The 13,681-nt window shown below is 63.5% G+C and carries 16 protein-coding genes; 12 read left to right on the top strand and 4 right to left on the bottom strand.

What is annotated here, in order from left to right; translation table 11 throughout:
• The first annotated feature begins 96 nt into the window (after nucleotides 1-96).
• Nucleotides 97-918, top strand: coding sequence for an SAM-dependent methyltransferase (locus tag PYR64_RS17860; protein WP_275776764.1), 822 nt, complete (start codon nucleotides 97-99; stop codon nucleotides 916-918).
• A 12-nt stretch (nucleotides 919-930) separates the two neighbouring features.
• Here PYR64_RS17860 and PYR64_RS17865 read toward each other — a convergent pair whose 3' ends face one another.
• A complete protein-coding gene (locus tag PYR64_RS17865) occupies nucleotides 931-1,437 on the bottom strand; it encodes a GNAT family N-acetyltransferase (RefSeq protein WP_018780181.1) in 507 nt (168 codons plus the stop codon).
• A 112-nt stretch (nucleotides 1,438-1,549) separates the two neighbouring features.
• Between PYR64_RS17865 and PYR64_RS17870 the strand changes: the two genes are divergently transcribed.
• The 5 genes from PYR64_RS17870 to cycA all read left to right on the top strand — a co-directional run bounded on the left by PYR64_RS17870 (nucleotide 1,550) and on the right by cycA (nucleotide 5,421).
• Complete coding sequence (locus tag PYR64_RS17870; protein WP_018780182.1) at nucleotides 1,550-1,879, top strand: PadR family transcriptional regulator; 330 nt, start codon at nucleotides 1,550-1,552, stop codon at nucleotides 1,877-1,879.
• A 1-nt stretch (nucleotide 1,880) separates the two neighbouring features.
• On the top strand, nucleotides 1,881-2,246 hold the full coding sequence (locus PYR64_RS17875) for a DUF1048 domain-containing protein (protein WP_018780183.1): 366 nt from the start codon (nucleotides 1,881-1,883) through the stop codon (nucleotides 2,244-2,246).
• Entirely contained in the window at nucleotides 2,243-3,025 is a 783-nt protein-coding gene (locus PYR64_RS17880) for an ATP-binding cassette domain-containing protein (protein ID WP_275776767.1), read from the top strand. Before PYR64_RS17875 ends, PYR64_RS17880 begins: the two co-directional genes overlap by 4 nt.
• Nucleotides 3,022-3,783, top strand: coding sequence for an ABC transporter permease (locus PYR64_RS17885; RefSeq protein WP_079582859.1), 762 nt, complete (start codon nucleotides 3,022-3,024; stop codon nucleotides 3,781-3,783). The genes PYR64_RS17880 and PYR64_RS17885 overlap by 4 nt, the downstream gene beginning before the upstream one ends.
• A 174-nt stretch (nucleotides 3,784-3,957) precedes the next feature.
• Nucleotides 3,958-5,421, top strand: a complete 1,464-nt coding sequence (gene cycA, locus PYR64_RS17890) for a D-serine/D-alanine/glycine transporter (RefSeq protein WP_039243291.1) — start codon at nucleotides 3,958-3,960, stop codon at nucleotides 5,419-5,421.
• Nucleotides 5,422-5,542: 121 nt separating this feature from the next.
• On the opposite strand, the gene PYR64_RS17895 is transcribed toward cycA, so the two are convergent.
• The 3 genes from PYR64_RS17895 to PYR64_RS17905 form a co-directional block, all read right to left on the bottom strand.
• Complete coding sequence (locus PYR64_RS17895) at nucleotides 5,543-6,691, bottom strand: mannitol-1-phosphate 5-dehydrogenase (protein WP_275776769.1); 1,149 nt, start codon at nucleotides 6,689-6,691, stop codon at nucleotides 5,543-5,545.
• A complete protein-coding gene (locus PYR64_RS17900) occupies nucleotides 6,691-8,709 on the bottom strand; it encodes a PTS mannitol transporter subunit IICBA (RefSeq protein WP_064723661.1) in 2,019 nt (672 codons plus the stop codon). The genes PYR64_RS17895 and PYR64_RS17900 overlap by 1 nt, the downstream gene beginning before the upstream one ends.
• Before the next feature lie 66 nt (nucleotides 8,710-8,775).
• A complete protein-coding gene (locus PYR64_RS17905; protein ID WP_018780189.1) occupies nucleotides 8,776-9,498 on the bottom strand; it encodes a TetR/AcrR family transcriptional regulator in 723 nt (240 codons plus the stop codon).
• A gap of 129 nt (nucleotides 9,499-9,627) precedes the next feature.
• On the opposite strand from PYR64_RS17905, the gene ptsP reads away from it, so the two are divergent.
• The 6 genes from ptsP to PYR64_RS17935 all read left to right on the top strand — a co-directional run bounded on the left by ptsP (nucleotide 9,628) and on the right by PYR64_RS17935 (nucleotide 13,669).
• Nucleotides 9,628-11,313, top strand: coding sequence for a phosphoenolpyruvate--protein phosphotransferase (gene ptsP / locus PYR64_RS17910; RefSeq protein ID WP_275776773.1), 1,686 nt, complete (start codon nucleotides 9,628-9,630; stop codon nucleotides 11,311-11,313).
• A 29-nt stretch (nucleotides 11,314-11,342) separates the two neighbouring features.
• The gene (locus PYR64_RS17915; RefSeq protein WP_018780191.1) at nucleotides 11,343-11,621 is read left to right on the top strand and encodes an HPr family phosphocarrier protein; all 279 of its coding nucleotides are present in this window, start codon (nucleotides 11,343-11,345) and stop codon (nucleotides 11,619-11,621) included.
• Between the two features lie 34 nt (nucleotides 11,622-11,655).
• On the top strand, nucleotides 11,656-12,063 hold the full coding sequence (locus tag PYR64_RS17920) for a helix-turn-helix domain-containing protein (RefSeq protein ID WP_018780192.1): 408 nt from the start codon (nucleotides 11,656-11,658) through the stop codon (nucleotides 12,061-12,063).
• An 80-nt stretch (nucleotides 12,064-12,143) separates the two neighbouring features.
• Entirely contained in the window at nucleotides 12,144-12,389 is a 246-nt protein-coding gene (locus tag PYR64_RS17925; protein ID WP_018780193.1) for a hypothetical protein, read from the top strand.
• A gap of 85 nt (nucleotides 12,390-12,474) precedes the next feature.
• Nucleotides 12,475-13,272, top strand: a complete 798-nt coding sequence (locus tag PYR64_RS17930; RefSeq protein ID WP_018780194.1) for an alpha/beta hydrolase — start codon at nucleotides 12,475-12,477, stop codon at nucleotides 13,270-13,272.
• Nucleotides 13,273-13,405: 133 nt separating this feature from the next.
• Entirely contained in the window at nucleotides 13,406-13,669 is a 264-nt protein-coding gene (locus PYR64_RS17935; RefSeq protein WP_018780195.1) for a DUF6480 family protein, read from the top strand.
• Nucleotides 13,670-13,681 lie beyond the last annotated feature (12 nt).

Raw genomic sequence — 13,681 nt, forward strand, 5'->3', positions numbered from 1 at the left:
AAGCCAAAAAAAACGAGCCTCATGCCAAACCAGCGCTACCCACAAACTGCCACCCACCCGTTCCCCGCGAGAGCAGCCCGTCGCTATTGTGGACCAATGACAACGCATTCCGGGCCGCAAGCACGGGCCACCGCAGTAAACACGGGTCGGTGGATCGCCGCCTCACGAGCCCTCGAAACCGCCCGCCCGGACCGGCTCTTTTGCGATCCGTGGGCCGAGCTATTGGCCGGCGATTCCGGCAAAGCCACCCTGGCAGCATCCGCCTACAACCCGTTCCTTCCGGTCCGGACGCGTTATTTTGATGACCAAATCCTAAGGGCAGCCCGGCCGGGCGCGCAGATAGTCTTGCTAGGGGCTGGCATGGATACAAGGGCATTCCGAATGCCCCTTCCGCCATCCTGCCGAGTGTTCGAGCTCGACTACGCAGAGGCATTTGCGGATAAGGAAGCAGTCCTCGGGACGGCGACCTCCCGGACCGAACGACTGTCCGTGCCCGCGGACTTGTCAGGGACCTGGACGGAACCCCTCCTCGGGGCAGGCTTTAATCCGCGAGCGACAACAATATGGGTAGCCGAGGGCCTCTTCTACTACCTCACCGTCGAGGCCGCCCAGTCCCTGGTGCGCACCGCCGCGGACCTGTCCGCACAAGGCTCAATCTTCCTTGCAGACATCTTCGGAACCGGCCTTCTGCAGCTGGAGGCACTGGCTCCGCTGGTCGAGGCACGCATGAAAGCTGAGCGGCCGCTGCCCTTTTGCACAGATGAACCCGTAACACTCTTCACGGCCAACGGCTGGAGCGATGCCGCACTGACCTACCCCGGACAGCCTGAAGCAAACTTCGGTCGATTCACTGAGAGCCCACCAACCAAACGAGCATCCAACTTACGCACGTATCTTGTGACCGCAACCCGAACCTGAGGGCTGGCCGCCTTAGAGCGTGAGCTTCATGCCCTCGTGGCTCGCGACGAACCCCAGCCGCTCATAGAAGCGGTGCGCCGCAGCCCGGGATTTGTCGGTAGTCAGCTGGACCAAGGAGCAGCCGCGCTCCCGGGCCTGCCCTATGGCCCACTCGATCATGAGCGCCCCGACACCCTGTCCGCGCAGCTTGCCGGACACTCGAACCGCCTCGATCTGCGCCCGCCACGACCCCTTGCGCGACAGGCCTGGAAGGTAGCTGAGCTGGAAAGTGGCCACCACCTCGCCGTCGAGTTCGCCCACCACCAAAAGGTGCGCCGGATCGGCGTCGATCGCGTCAAAAGCCCGCTCGTACGGGGCTAAATCGTCGGCACTTTCACGCGTGGCACCCAACTGGTCGTCCGCGAGCAACGCGAGGATATGCGGGAGGTCACCCTTCCGGGCGCGTCGAAGGATGAAGGTTCCAAGCTCGACGGCGGCAGTCAGCAAAGCGGGCTCGGCGGCAGGTCTCGTAGTCACCACCCCAGCATGCCACTTGGCAAAATGACTTCGGAACTCAGTATTGCTAAGTACCGGTACTTAGTTCTACTATGTAGTGGTAGCTAGTAATACTGAGTAGCGAGGGAGGTGTCCGATGGGCAAGCAAATGACGGAGATGCTCAAAGGCACACTGGAGGGCATTGTTCTAGCCCTACTGACCGGGAAGGCGGCGTATGGATACGAAATCACCACGCTGCTCCGGGAGCAGGGCTTCACCGAGATCGCCGAAGGAACCGTGTATGCGTTGCTGGTCAGGATCGAACAAAAGGGGCTGGTGGACGTCGAAAAGCGGCCGTCCGAAAAGGGCCCGCCACGCAAGGTGTACACGCTCAACGCCCAAGGCAAAACAGAACTAAACGAATTCTGGAACACCTGGAGCTTCTTGTCCGGACGGATTGAAGAGCTCCGCAAGGAAGGAAAATAACATGGCAGCAAAATGGATCGAACTGGTCACGGGATCACTCGAGCAGAAGAAGCAGTACAAGCAAGCCAAAGCCCGCATGGATGCGTTGCCTGAGCCCTACCGCTCCGTAGCAAGCGCCTTCAACCGCTACCTGATGTACTACGGCGGCGTGACCGAGGGCGACACCATGGTCCAGATGTTCATCGATCTGGCAGACCTGTGGGAACGGGCAGCATTGGACGGAACTCCCGTCAGCGAAATGGTGGGCGAGGATCCGATCGAATTCGCCGAGACTTTCGCCCAGGCCTACGGCGGAAAGCGCTGGATCGACAAGGAACGTGAGCGCCTCAACAAAGCAATCGACAAAGCGAAAGAGGCGGAGTCATGACAGCTGCGGCAATCCAGGTAAAGGGCATCGAAAAGTCCTACAAGGATCTCCATGTACTCAAGGGCGTGGACTTCGAGGTAGCTTCGGGCAGCATCTTCGCCCTCCTCGGATCCAATGGAGCGGGAAAAACCACCATGGTGAAGATCCTCTCAACGTTGCTCACAACGGACGGCGGGCAGGCCGCCGTCGAGGGTTTCGACGTCGCAACCGAGTCGCTCCAGGTGCGGCAGTCCATCAGCCTCACCGGACAGTTCGCGGCAGTGGACGAGGTGTTGACCGGCAGGGAGAACCTGGTACTCGTGGCGAAGCTGCGGCACTTGAAGAATCCCGGCGGGATCGCTGACGAGTTGCTGGGCCGGTTCAGCCTCACCGATGCCGGCTCCCGCAAAGTGGCAACCTACTCCGGCGGCATGCGTCGCCGATTGGACATCGCCATGAGCCTGATCGGCGATCCGAAGGTGATCTTCCTGGACGAGCCCACCACCGGACTCGACCCGGAAGCCCGCTTGGAGGTGTGGCAGATCGTCAAGAACCTTGCCAACAAAGGCACCACGGTCCTGCTCACCACCCAGTACCTCGACGAGGCCGAACAGTTGGCAGACCGCATCGCCATCCTTCATGAGGGACGCATCATCGCCAACGGCACGCTCCAGGAGCTGAAGCAGCTGCTGCCGCCCGCCAAGGTGGAGTACGTGGAAAAGCAACCAAGCCTGGAGGACATCTTCCTGGCCCTCGTGGGAAGCACCGGAACAAGCGAGCCAGCAAAGGACAGGTCATGAGCACCCACTTCTTCGCAGACACCTCGGTCCTGCTGGGCCGTTCCATGCGGCACATCTTCCGCAGCGTGGACACCATCATCACCACCGCGATCACCCCGATTGCCCTGATGCTACTGTTCGTCTATGTTTTCGGCGGCGCCATCCGGACCGACACTGAAAACTACGTCAACTACCTGCTCCCGGGCATCATGCTGATAGCCATCGCTTCGGGCATCGCGTACACGGCGGTCCGCCTCTTCACGGACCTGCAGGGCGGCATCTTCGAGCGGTTCCAATCCATGCCGATCGCGCGCTCCTCGGTCCTGTGGGCGCACGTCCTGACATCGTTGGTGGCCAACGGACTTTCGCTGGTGATCATCGTCGGAGTTGCACTGCTCATGGGCTTCAGGACTTCGGCGAACGTGCTGGACTGGCTGGCCGTAGCTGGAATCCTGGCGCTGTTCACCCTGGCATTGACGTGGATCGCCATCATTGCGGGCCTTTCGGCGAAGTCCGTGGACGGCGCCGGCGGCTTCTCCTACCCGCTGATCTTCCTGCCGTTCATCAGCTCGGCGTTCGTTCCGACGGAAACCATGCCCGGTCCCGTCCGCTGGTTCGCCGAGAACCAACCGGTGACGTCCATCGTGAACACCATCCAGGACCTGTTCGCCCAGCGACCGGCCGGAACGGATATTTGGGTAGCACTGGCCTGGTGCCTGGGAATCCTCGTCGTCTCCTACGCCTTTGCGACGGCGGCCTACAAGCGCCGGAACGCCTAGCGGCCCGTGTTCTGAAACCCAGCCCGAACCAACGGCCAAAGCTCCCTTTTCCACAAGGGAGCTTTCGCCATGCAGACCGATTGGCCATTGGTCAGACATTAGCTATAGCTTTATCGAACAGATTTGTAACGGCCGTCACTATTCTGACGGTTCCTCCGAAGGGTTCTTGAACTAATGTCCGACCAGACAACACAGGGGCAGCTCCGCGCCTCCAGCAGGGACAGCGAGCCCCACCTCTCACGCTCGCTCAGCAACCGCCACATCCAGCTCCTGGCCATCGGCGGCGCCATCGGAACGGGCCTCTTCATGGGCTCCGGCAAGACCATCTCGGTCGCCGGGCCCTCGGTGATCTTCGTCTACATGATCATCGGCTTCATGCTCTTCTTCGTGATGCGCGCCATGGGCCAGCTCCTGCTGTCCAACCTGAACTACAAATCCTTCAGCGATTTCGCGGGCGACCTCCTGGGCCCGTGGGCCGGCTTCTTTACCGGTTGGACGTACTGGTTCTGCTGGGTAGTCACCGGCGTTGCGGACGTGATCGCCATTGCGGGCTACGCCAACGAGCTCTGGCCGGGAATCCAGCTGTGGATCCCGGGCCTGGCCACCATCATCATCCTGCTCCTCCTGAACCTCCCCACCGTCAAGGCCTTCGGCGAGACCGAGTTCTGGTTCGCGCTCATCAAGATCGTGGCCATCGTCGCGCTGATCGTCGTGGGCCTGGTCATGATCTTCACCGGCTTCCAGTCCAACGCAGGCACCGCCAGCTTCACCAACCTCTGGAGCCACGGCGGCTTCTTCCCCAAGGAATTCATGGGCTTCGTGGCCGGCTTCCAGATCGCCGTGTTCGCGTTCGTGGGCATTGAACTCGTGGGTACCGCGGCTGCAGAAACCAAGAACCCGGAGCACAACCTGCCCCGCGCCATCAACGCCATTCCCCTGCGCGTCATGCTCTTCTACGTAGGCGCCCTGATCATCCTCATGTCGGTCACCCCGTGGACCGAATTCAAGGCAGGCCAAAGCCCGTTCATCGCCATGTTCTCCCTGGCGGGCCTGGGCATGGCAGCGACTGTGGTGAACCTGGTGGTGCTCACCTCTGCCATGTCCTCGGCCAATTCGGGCATCTACTCGACGTCCCGCATGGTCTACGGCCTGGCAAATGACGGCGACGCTCCCAAACTCTTCGGCCGGCTCTCCAGCCGCAAAGTACCCCAGAACGCACTGTTCCTCTCCTGCGTCCTGTTGCTGGCCGGCGTCGCGCTTCTCTACGCGGGCAAGGACGTTGGCGTGGCGTTCGACATGGTGACCACCGTGTCCGCAGTCTGCTTCATGTTCGTGTGGTCCATCATCCTGGCCAGCTACCTGGTGTACCGCAAGCGCCGCCCCGAGCTGCACGCGGCCTCGCCGTTCAAGATGCCCGGCGGCGTTCCGATGGTGTGGGTAGTGTTCGCCTTCTTCGCATTCCTTGTCTGGGCGCTCACTACGCAGCCCGACACCCTCACGGCACTGCTGGTGACACCCATCTGGTTCGCAATCCTCGGCGTCGCGTACGCAGTAGTCCGCAAGTCTCCGCTCCACCAGGCCCGCGTGGCTGAGTGGAAGGCGATGTCGGAAGCGGAAACCTCGGCAGCGACAAAGTAGCCCGGACGCGCCAAGAGCGTATATGGGGCTGTGCGGTGCGAATTGCACGGCAGCCCCATATACGCTCTTTCGCTTGGCGACGGGCCCTAAGGGACGTCGGCGCCGGCCATCCTGGAGAAAATCAGGCTTCCGCCTGCCGGTCCTCCACCAGCTTCTGCACGGCGGGGAACAGCGGGTGCGTCGGCGGCAGTTCCGTAACGCGTTCGACGACGGCGGCCGCGTCCAGTTCGGACAGCATCCTGGCAAGCTCCACGGCTTCGTCATCGGCACCGTCGTCAAAACGGAGGGCTGCCGACATCGCCTCGAGCAGGGCCACCGGGGTGACGCCCCGCTCTGCCAGCTCGGCCGCCGGACCAACGAACCGCTCGTGCCGGCCAAGCTTCCGCAGCGGCGCACGGCCCACGCGGTTCACGGTATCCGGCAGGTGCGGGTTGCTGAAGCGTTGCAGGATTTTCTGGACGTACGCTTCCTGCTCGGCCTCCACGAAACCGTGCTTGGCAACCAGGAGTTCCTTGGTTTCCTCCAGCACGGCCCGGACCTTCGCGGCCACGGCAGGATCGGCCATGGCGTCCGAGATCTTCTCAAGCCCTGCACCGTAGCCGAAGTACGCAGCCGACGCATGGCCGGTGTTAACCGTGAACAGCTTGCGCTCGATGTACGGTCCCAGCTCGTCCACGAACGTCGCGCCGGGGATGCTCGGCGCATTGCCGCCGAACGGCGTACGGTCGATGACCCACTCGTAGAACGTTTCCACCGTGACGTCCAGGCCTTGGCCTGGTGCCTGGTTGGGCACGATCCGGTCCACTGCGGTGTTGGCAAAAACCGCGACGGCGTCCAGGTCACCGGCAGAATCGTCCCAGGCAGCCCGGATCTCCGTGTGGAGGAGGTCCGTGGCATTGATGGCGTTCTCGCAGGCCATGACCTGCAGCGGAGGGAGGTCCGCGGGCCGGGCGGCCAGCCCGCGGGCGATCACCGGCGCCACGAACTTCAGGATGTGGGGCCCCACCGCGGTGGTGACCACATCCGCCGTCGCGATTTCCTCCACAACAGCGGTTTCCTGTGCAGCCGAGTTCAAGGCGCGGAAGCCTTCCACGGTCTTGACCGCCGGGTTTTCGCCTACCTCATGGACGTCGTAGCTGCTGGCCTCCGCGAGCTGGCTGATGAGTGCATCCGCGACGTCGGCGAACACCACCTCATACCCGGCTTCGTGCAGCAGCAGCCCCACGAAACCCCGCCCGATGTTGCCTGCCCCAAAATGGACTGCCTTCACTATGCGTTGACCTTTCCGAACAGCTCCAGGACTTCATCCACCGTGGTTGCCTGCTCCAACTGGGCAACCTGCGCCTTGTTGGTGAAGATCTTGGCGATGGAAGAGAGGATGTGGAGGTGTTCGTTGTTGATGCCGGCCACGCCGACTACGAACTTCACTTGCTTGCCGCCCCAGTCGATGCCCTCGGGGTACCGGATGATGGACACGGCCGAGTGGTTGATGTGTTCCTTGGCATCGTTGGTGCCGTGGGGGATCGCCAGGAAGCTGCCCATGTAGGTGGACACGGATTCCTCACGCTCGTGCATGGCATGGACGTAGCTGACATCCACGGCGCCACGGTCCAGCAGCAGCTTTCCGGCTTCGTCGATCGCACTGTCGCGGTCGCGGGAGGTGCCGTTCAGGATCACGCTTTCGCGAAGCAGGACGCCTTTGCCTTCGACGGCGGCAGCCGGCTCCGCGGCATGGGCACCATGGGCGGGGGCTTCTTCGACGGCCCCCGAAGGAGCAGCCGCTGCTGGAGCGCCTTCGCTGTTGCTAGAACGTACCAAGTCAACGATTTCGTCGTACCTGGGGCTGTTCATGAAGTTGTCTACCGAGTAGTGCACGGCGCTGGACGTGCGCGGTTGTGCACGTTCGGTGAGGTCCTGGTGGGTGACCACGACGTCGTAGGTGTCGCTGAGGTTGGCGATGGCCGAGTTGGTGACCTTGACGTCCGGGAAGCCGGCCGCCTTGATCTTGTTGCGGAGGACGGAGGCACCCATGGCGCTCGAGCCCATGCCGGCGTCGCAGGCAAACACGATGTTCCGGACCGGACGGGTCAGGACGGTGCCTTCACCCTGAGCTGCTTGCCGGTCTCCCACGAGGGCGGAGGAGACGGAGCTCTTCTTGCCCTTCATGGCTTCCATGCGGGACGTGGCTTCACTGAGATCGTCGTCGCCTTTGTTCTTGGACGTGCGCAGGATCAGGGAGGCGATCAGGAAGGACACAGTGGTGGCAAGCACGACAGCGAGGACCACGCCCACGTAGCTGTCACGTGAGGTTTGGGCTATGACGGCAATGATGGAACCCGGAGCTGCCGGAGCCACGAGACCGGAGTTGGTGATGGCCAGGGTAGCGATGCCCGTCATGCCGCCGCCGATGGCAGCGAGGATGAGGATGGGCTTCATCAGGACGTACGGGAAATAGATCTCGTGGATTCCGCCCAGGAAGTGGATGATCGCAGCACCGGGAGCCGATGCCCGTGCAGCACCACGGCCGAAGAACATGTAGGCCAGCAGGATGCCCAGGCCGGGGCCGGGGTTGGCTTCGAGCAGGAACAGGATGGACTTGCCCTGGTCCAGCGACTGCTGGATGCCCAGCGGTGTCAGTACGCCGTGGTTGATGGCGTTGTTCAGGAAGAGGACCTTGGCAGGCTCGATGAAGATGCTGGTGAGGGGCAGCAGGCCGTTGTCCACCAGGAACTGAACCACTGAGCCGGCACCGGCTGTGAAGGCCTTGACTACGGGGGTCAGGCCGTAGAACCCGAGCAGGGTCAGAATTCCGCCCCAGATACCGGCGGAGAAGTTGTTGACCAGCATTTCGAAGCCCGGACGGATCTTGCCGTCCCAGATGCTGTCGATCTTTTTCATGGTCCAGCCGCCCAGCGGCCCCATGATCATGGCCCCGATGAACATAGGAATACCCGTGCCCACAATGACACCCATGGTGGCGATGGCACCCACCACACCGCCGCGGACGTCATAGACCATCCGGCCACCGGTGTAGGCAATCAGAAGCGGAAGCAGGTAGTTGACCATTGGGCCCACAAGGCCCACGTTGGCAACACCCTCGGCGTTGGTCCCATAGCCCCCGAGTTCCGGGACGGGAATCCAGCCCTTCTCGATGAACAGGGCCGTGATGAGGCCCCAGGCGATGAAGGCGCCGATGTTGGGCATGATCATGCCGGACAGGAATGTTCCGAACTTCTGGACGCCAACGCGGGCGCTGGTGCGGGGCTTCGCAACTGTCTCTGTTGCCATGTGAATTCCTAACGTGTTTCCCGCGGCGGCGCGGGGTCAGTCGATATAGAGATCGAGAGAGAGCAGCTAGGAGCTGCTGGAAATGCGGTGAAGCCATTCCAGGAAAAGCTTCAGTTCAGAGCTGGAAAGTTGGTCCGAATGCGAGGCCTGCAGTGCCGCATTCAGGGCGATTGCCGCAACAACTACCGACGACTTACCGGAGTCGTCCGCTGCGGCGCCACGGGCGGTTTCCGTGGAGACGGCAAAAATCATGGAATCCCGGGTCATCGTTGAGAGCTCGAGGTTCCGTTCTTCCACCGGTTCAGCGATCAGCATGAGCGTGACGCCCACGTTGGCCGCGAGAATGCTCCGTGCCGCTTCGCGGGGCGGCACATTGATCTGACCTGCGATGGCGGCCTTGTTCAACATCTCTTCCAGGAGCGCTTCAGCATCGGCCACGATTGCCGGGCGGCTCTCCGGCCTGATGTTGCCGAACATGACCAAGTACAGATGGGGTTGGGTCAGTCCGAACTGGACGTGGTTGTCCCACATCCGCCGGACGTCTTCCAAGGGCTCCCCGGACGGCGCAAAGTCCCGCTCCCCCGCCACGTACTCTTCGAAGCCTGCTGATACGACGGCGTCGAACAGTCCTTCCTTGTCACCAAAGTGGTGGTAGAGCGTAGGCGCCGTGACACCGGCAAGCTTGGTGATCTGGCGCGTTGAGACCGCTGACCCCTCCGAATTCGCCAGCAATTCGGCAGCTGCGCGAAGCAACCGAATTTTAGGCGGAAGCTGGTCATCGAAACTCATAACCGCTACCCTAGCACCTATAGCGTTGCTATATGAAGTGGCTCACAAAGGAATTTTGTAGGCTGGTTACAGAGGCTCCCGGTGCCGTCGCCGACGGGTCTGAAACAACAAGCAGGAACAGAGGATTCAGTGCAGAATTTCCAAGGAGTTGGGGTAAGCCCTGGCCGCATCACGGGTTCCGTCCGCCAGATGCCCAAGCCGGTGAGTGAACCGCCGTCGGGGGAACGCCTGGCCGCGGACGTCGCTCCGGAAGACGCCGTCGCGCGGTTGAAGGCAGCGGCGCAAGCCGTCCATGATGAACTCAAGGCGCGCGCGGAAACTGCCTCCGGCGACGGCAAGGCCGTCCTTGAGGCCACCGCCCTCATGGCCAAAGACACCATGCTGCTGAAGTCGGCGGGCAAACTCGTCAACGCCGGAACCTCCGCAGAACGGGCCATCTGGGAAGCCGGCGCATCGGTCTCCGAAATGCTGCACAACCTGGGCGGCTATATGGCCGAGCGCGCCACCGACGTCCTGGATGTCCGCGCACGCATTGTTGCTGAACTCCGGGGTGTCCCCGCACCGGGCATCCCGTCCTCCGAAACACCCTTCATCCTGGTAGCCGAGGATCTCGCTCCCGCCGACACTGCGACCCTGAATCCCGCAGTTGTCCTGGCGCTGGTGACCTCAGGCGGCGGGCCGCAGTCCCACACGGCGATCATCGCGCGCTCCCTTGGCCTGCCCGCCGTCGTTGCGGCCCACGGCGTGGACGGGATCGCGGACGGCTCAGAGGTTTATGTGGACGGCGCTGCTGGCTTCGTCGCCGTCGAACCGACCAAGGAACAACGTGCACTTGCCACCGCCTGGGCGGAAACTTCCGCCACGCTGGCAGCCTTCGACGGAAACGGCACGACGGCGGACGGCCATCTGGTCCCGCTCCTCGCCAATGTGGGCGGAGCCAAGGATGCCGTGGCAGCTGCGAAGCTGGGCGCCCAGGGCGTTGGCCTGTTCCGCACCGAATTCTGCTTCCTGGAGCGCGACACCGAGCCCTCCGTGGATGAGCAGGCCGCCGCCTACAAAGCCGTGTTTGACGCGTTCCCGGGCAAGAAGGTGGTCCTCCGCACCCTCGACGCCGGCGCCGACAAGCCCCTCCCCTTCCTCACGGATGCCACCGAGCCCAACCCTGCACTGGGCGTTCGCGGCTACCGCACCGACTTCACCACCCCGGGCGTCCTGGAACGCCAGCTCGAGGCGATCGCCCGCGCCGCGTCGGAATCCGAGGCCGATGTGTGGGTCATGGCTCCCATGATCTCCACAGCTGCCGAGGCAGGACGCTTTGCCTCGCTCTGCGCAGCAGCGGGAATCCGGACGCCAGGCGTAATGGTGGAGGTCCCCTCCGCCGCGCTGACGGCCGCAACCGTGCTGCGTGAAGTGGGATTCGCGTCCCTGGGCACGAACGACCTCACCCAGTACGCCATGGCCGCCGACCGCCAGCTGGGCCCCCTCGCGGACCTGAACACTCCGTGGCAACCCGCGGTGCTGCGGCTGGTGCAGCTCACCGTGGAAGGCTCGGCACAGGAGGGCAACAACAAGCCCGTTGGCGTCTGTGGCGAGGCCGCCGCGGACCCCGCCCTCGCTGTCGTCCTCACCGGACTGGGCGTCACCACACTGTCCATGACCGCGCGCTCGTTGGCCGCGGTCGGGACCGTGCTGAAGACCGTCACGCTGGAGCAGGCGCAGGAACTTGCACGCCTGGCTCTTTCCGCCCCCAGCGCCACCGAGGCACGCGACTGGGTCCGCGCCAAGCTCCCCGTGCTCGAAGAGCTCGGCCTGTAACCCTTCCCGCACCAACGCAAGGAGAAACCATGCCAGAACGCACAGCAACCGTAGCCAGCCGCTCCGGACTGCACGCCCGGCCCGCTGCCCTGTTCGCCGAGGCAGCCGGCGAGCAGCCGGTGGATGTCACCATCGCCATGCAGGGCCAGCCCGAGGACGAAGCGATGGACGCGGCCAGCATCCTCTCGCTTATGACCCTCGGCGCTGCGAAGGGTGACGTGGTGGTGCTTCGAGCCGAGGGGGACGGTGCCGATGCCGCGCTGGACGCACTGGTGAAGCTGCTGGAAACGGATCTGGACGCGGAGTAAGTTCTTCCTCCACGCCGCAGGCTAGGCTTCTGCCATGGCATTGATAGCTCCCCGCGTCACAGCAGGCCTCCCCACCGACGACGCCCGGAACCTGGCACGCTCCCTCAACGACAGCGACGACATCACCGTGTTCGTGGACGGCACGGTCCACCGCCTGCCCGATCAGGCGCGGGACGCCGTCGTCGACCTCCTTGCGAGGCTCGGGCGGGGCGAAACGGTGACCGTCAGCAGCGTGGAGGAAATGCTGACGACTTCGCAGGCTGCGGAGCTTGCCGGGATCTCACACACCTATCTGCGGAACATGACCGACCGTGGCGAGATTCCGGTGGAGTACCGGGGAACGCATCGTCGGATCCGGCAGGCGGCGATCATTGCGTGGCTGGAAACCCAGAAGCGCAAGCAGGACGAAACCGCCGCTGCGGAGGCTGCGGAAAGCGACTGAAAGCGTCCGAGTGATAAGGATCAAGCAACGATCCCAGCCAACAGGCGGGGACCTGTAAAGCCCGGGGTTACGCTTGATCGGTGGGCAATTTCAAAGGGTGGCATATCGTGGCCGGTTTGGCTGCGCTTGCCCTTGCCATACCCTTGGGCTCAGCCATGGGATTGAACTTTGTGGCCACCTTCATGTTCGCGTGCACGGTGTTCGTGGCGGTCACCATGTGGACCGAATCGAAAATCGCACGACGCCGGGAGGCGGCTGACGCTGCGAAGGCAGCTGATGCGCGGCCGGCCGACTCCAATGAATCGGACGACGCCGCGCGGGACTAGCTCGCACCGGCGAGCCCTCCGAAACCGACAGCATGCTGTTCAATAGCTGTATGGCCTCAAGGTACTTTTCCGTCATTTGTCCCGCATGAGCGCGCTACTGTCCTCCGACATAGAGGCCCATGGCCTCACCGGACGCATCTTCTGGACCGAGGGGTCTCCCGAACCCGGGTCCGCCGCCGGGGCCGGGTCGGCAGAGAAGCCTGCCTACATCCTGATCCACGGCATCGGGGTTTCCCACCGGTACCTGGCACGACTGCACGCCGTGCTGGCGGCGCATGCGCCCACGTACTCCTTCGACCTGCCGGGCTTCGGCGGCACTCCCCGACCCGGCAGGCAACTCCAGGTCGAGGACTACGGCGCCTTCATTGCCGGGGCCCTGGCATCCCGCGGCATCGACTCCTACATTTTGGTAGGCCACTCCATGGGGGTGCAGTTCGCCATTGAGGCTGCACTGCACCGGCCGGAAAGTGCACGGCAGCTTGTGCTCATGGGGCCGGTTGTCGATTCGCGGCACAAGAACGTGATGCAGCAGTCGATTGCCCTGACGCTGGATGGCATCCTCCGCGAGAGTCCTTCGTCCAACTGGATCGTCATGGGGGACTACTTCCGGTGCGGACCGCGCTGGTACGTCACCGAACTGCCCGTGATGATGAAGTACCCGACCCTGGATCGGCTGTCCGGCATCGATGTCCCGGTCCTGGTTCTCCGGGGAAGCCGCGACCATGTTGCCGGACCGGATTGGTCCTTGAGGCTTTCGCGGGCGGTGGCCCAAGGGCGCCTGGTGGAAATTCCCGGCGTCGGCCACGTTGCCCAGCACATGCGCCCCAAAGCCGTGGCGGACGCCATCCGCAGCTTCGTCAACGCCACCACCCGGCACCGCTGAGCAAGCAGGACGCCGAGACACCGGGAGCCGCACCGGCACGGGCACCTCTGCGGACGGCCTTGTTGGCGCGGCCCGTCCCGGATAGGCTGGCGGAGCAAGCTAATTAGTAAGCTTACTTACGAAAGGGCTCACCATGACCAGCTATGACCCGGAAGACGATCCCCGGACCTTCGGCGTGAGCGGCGCCAGTGGACCCATCGACACTACCGCCGACGCGGACAGCATCCACGAAGATCCCGACATGCGCCAGGACGAGGACGACGACCCCGCTTCCTCGGCCAATCCCGACCCCCTGGATGGAAACGTCACAGGCCTCGAGCCAGGCGGCGGCGTGCCCCCGGGAGAAACCCCGCCCGCCGAAGGCAGCATGAGCAGCGACCAGGGGCACGAGGAGTAGTTCCCCGCCGGG

The sequence above is a fragment of the Paenarthrobacter sp. Y-19 genome, assembly GCF_029223985.1.
GTDB classification, from domain to species: domain Bacteria; phylum Actinomycetota; class Actinomycetes; order Actinomycetales; family Micrococcaceae; genus Arthrobacter; species Arthrobacter nicotinovorans.